Raw genomic sequence first — 2384 nt, 5'->3', positions numbered from 1 at the left:
TCCGGCGCAACTCGCGGAATCTCCGCGTCCTCGAAGATGTGAGCTTCTCGGCGATCACATCGACACTGACCCCAGCCTGACGCCAGCGGGCGATCTTGCGCCGCTCATCGAGATCAATCTGCGAGTAGGTGCGTTTCATCTGCGCTTCCTTGCTTACGATAACCCATTGGTATCGCTGCAAAGTCGCACTTCAAGGTAGAACCCACCCCGCTACATCAAATGTGGCGGCTAGGTTGGAATGTCCGCCCGGGCGCAAAGTAGAAATGTCACTTTCTGCCATGGCGCACGACAATCCGCCCCGATCTGACCGGCTGGTCCGGGTTGCAAGGGCAGATCGGGGCGGGTGAGAGACACCCATCGGCTTTAGCTTTCTCAGTTTCAATTATTGCGTTCCTGGTAGATGTTGCAGGCAGCTGAATGTGCAGGGGCAGGATCTCGCGGTGCTTCCGGAAATCAAGCTGATGGGTGATGTCGATGTAGCCGCGCTGTCGCCGCTGCTTCGCGGCATGACCAAGACTGTTTCCTACGCAGAGACCCAGGGAGGCATCGGCCTGACCGCGTCGGGGGCAATGAACCGCAAGTTCGTCCACTGGGCCGCTGTTCACTTCGATTGGCCCGGCTACACGTCGGACGACTTATACAGCATCAACAAGGTTCTCAACGAAGCCGATATGCCGCCGCTTTTGGTCGTCCGTGACATGGTCAAGTACTTGCGGCTTCTGCGGCGGCGAAAGGACGTACTGGTACCAACCCAACGCGGCCGAGACTTTCTGGCGAGACCGCAGGCCTTCTTCGATCTGATCGCGACGGATTATCTTTATGCTTATATCCATTACGGGCAGACGCAGGAGGCCGTCCGTAATCGGATGCGTTGGTGGCACGTCTTTCTCAATCTTATCAATATGAAAGCAGAAACGGGCTGTTCGTTGGACGACCTGGCGAACGAGCTATATCCGAGCGAATCGTACCCGGAGCCAGCAGAAATGACTGTCGAAACCTGGGCGGAAAGGTCGGCGCTCCGCTACGATATCATTCGACCGCTGTGCTGGCTGGGATTGCTGCACGAAGATCGCGAGGGGCTGACGATTTGGCAGGATGGAACCTACCACAAGACACCGTTGTGGCCTGCCTGCTTAAAGCTAGACTCCGACATGCAATCCGAACTCACTCTCCATTGAGCCGTGCCGGGTAAGTTTGTCCTTGCTCCACCGCACTTTGCTGGGAAAGCRCCTGCCGCCGCCGAGCAATGATCGCGGGATCGGTCATGAAATCCGTCCGCTTACCCGGCTTGCGGCCACGCGGTTTGTAGCCAATCTTCTCGCTGTTCGTCTTCACGGCCGGCTTCGTCTGCTGCTCCTGACGTTCCTTGATGTAGGCCAGGACATCACCGAGCCGCTTGTTCTCGATGATCGCCGCATGGCTCACCCGCTGGTCCTTATCGAACACCCGATAGGGCAGGGAATGGCCTTTCCAGCGCACATCCAATCGACCATCCGCATAGGCATAGGTCTCGACATAGCGACCAGCCAAACCGCGCGTCACCTCGGTCTCCTCAAGCATGATCCGCTGGCGCTCGAACGAAAATGTCAGCTGCGATCCAACATAGCGCTGCTCGCGTTTGCACAGGATCTCTTTGAGCCGATCGGGCGCCAGATTCATTGACCGATGCAGATCATCGGGTCGGGCAGGGACGATCGCAAACCGCGCGTTGTGGTGCTCTATGAAGCCAGGCAGAAATGCATTGCCAGCCTCCATGTCGTCGATACCCGCCAGCCTTAATTCTTTGACCAGCCGATCCTGCAGCGTTCGGTTGGCGCGCTCGACCCGACCTTTGGCCTGACTGGAATTTGCGCAAAGAATCTCGATATTTAGCTCGCAAAGCGCACGGCCGAACTGGGTCATGCCCTGGCCGCCCTTGGCATCCTTCTTCGTCACCCGGAACACCGAATGCTTGTCGGAATAAAAGGCGACGGGAGCACCGTGGTCCTTCAAATAGAGTTCCAGCGCCTCGAAATAGCTGAAGGCACTTTCCGAGCGTACGAAGCGCAACTGCATCAGCTTGCCGGTCGCATCATCGATGAACACTAGCAATGAACATGGGTCACCGCGATCTTCGAACCAACGATGCTCGGAGCCATCGATTTGGACCAGTTCGCCATACGCCTCGCGCCGCAACCGCGGCTGATGAAACGTCCGCCGCTGCTTGCGCGACAACCACAGGCCGGCCTCCGACATCCATTGGCGCAAGGTCTCGCGCGAAACCGTCAGCCCGTCGAACTCCGCAAGCTTCTCCGCCGCCAGTGTCGGACCAAAGTCCGCATAGCGCTCGCGCACGATCTCCATGCGGACCAAAGTCCGCATAGCGCTCTAGCACGATCGCCATG

General features: G+C 58.1%; 2 protein-coding genes and 1 pseudogene. 1 reads left to right on the top strand and 2 read right to left on the bottom strand.

Going from position 1 to position 2384, the window contains the following annotated elements:
• Positions 1-139: helix-turn-helix domain-containing protein (locus AC1DWF_RS31510; protein WP_476842515.1), on the bottom strand; the 139-nt coding region annotated here is incomplete at its 3' end.
• Between the two features lie 301 nt (positions 140-440).
• Here AC1DWF_RS31510 and AC1DWF_RS31505 point away from each other — a divergent pair.
• Complete coding sequence (locus tag AC1DWF_RS31505; RefSeq protein WP_476789688.1) at positions 441-1178, top strand: hypothetical protein; 738 nt, start codon at positions 441-443, stop codon at positions 1176-1178.
• Here the strand turns inward: AC1DWF_RS31505 and AC1DWF_RS31500 are convergent.
• Positions 1165-2343: pseudogene (locus AC1DWF_RS31500) on the bottom strand (ISNCY family transposase); the annotation flags it as partial. The gene AC1DWF_RS31505 and the pseudogene AC1DWF_RS31500 overlap by 14 nt on opposite strands.
• Between the last annotated feature and the right edge of the window lie 41 nt (positions 2344-2384).

The sequence above is a fragment of the Aminobacter sp. P4_D5 genome (genome assembly GCF_056401815.1).
This window is presented reverse-complemented; position numbering and strand designations above follow the sequence as displayed.